Annotated in this window: 1 pseudogene; it reads right to left on the bottom strand. The window is 39.3% G+C overall.

What is annotated here, in order from left to right:
• Window positions 1-399, bottom strand: a pseudogene (locus J7R13_RS09255) (proton-conducting transporter transmembrane domain-containing protein); the annotation flags it as partial.

Raw genomic sequence — 399 nt, 5'->3', positions numbered from 1 at the left:
TCGTGGTTTACCATGGAATGTCATAAAGATAAGCCGCCATGAATAGAAACTTGTTAATAAAGCTGCAAAAACAAGAAGCTAAAAAGCATATCCTGAAGCAATATTATGGGATGCAAAAGCAGACTCTATAATCGCATCTTTCGAGAAAAAACCTGCAGTCCCGAAAAGTGTTCCTGGAATTCCAACACCTGTCAATGCAATGGTCCCGACCATCATCATCCAATAGGTGACTTTTATATGTTTGCGTAACCCACCCATTTTTCGCATATCTTGTTCATCAGATACAGCATGAATGACAGAACCTGCACCAAGAAACAATAAGGCTTTAAAAAAAGCATGCGTAAAAAGATGAAAGACAGCAGCGCCATAAGCTCCAACACCTAATGCCACAAACATATA

The sequence above is a fragment of the Bartonella taylorii 8TBB genome, from assembly GCF_902825155.1.
In the GTDB taxonomy this organism is placed as follows: domain Bacteria; phylum Pseudomonadota; class Alphaproteobacteria; order Rhizobiales; family Rhizobiaceae; genus Bartonella; species Bartonella taylorii_A.
Note: the sequence above shows the minus strand (reverse complement) of the source record. Positions and strands in the feature narration are given on the sequence as shown.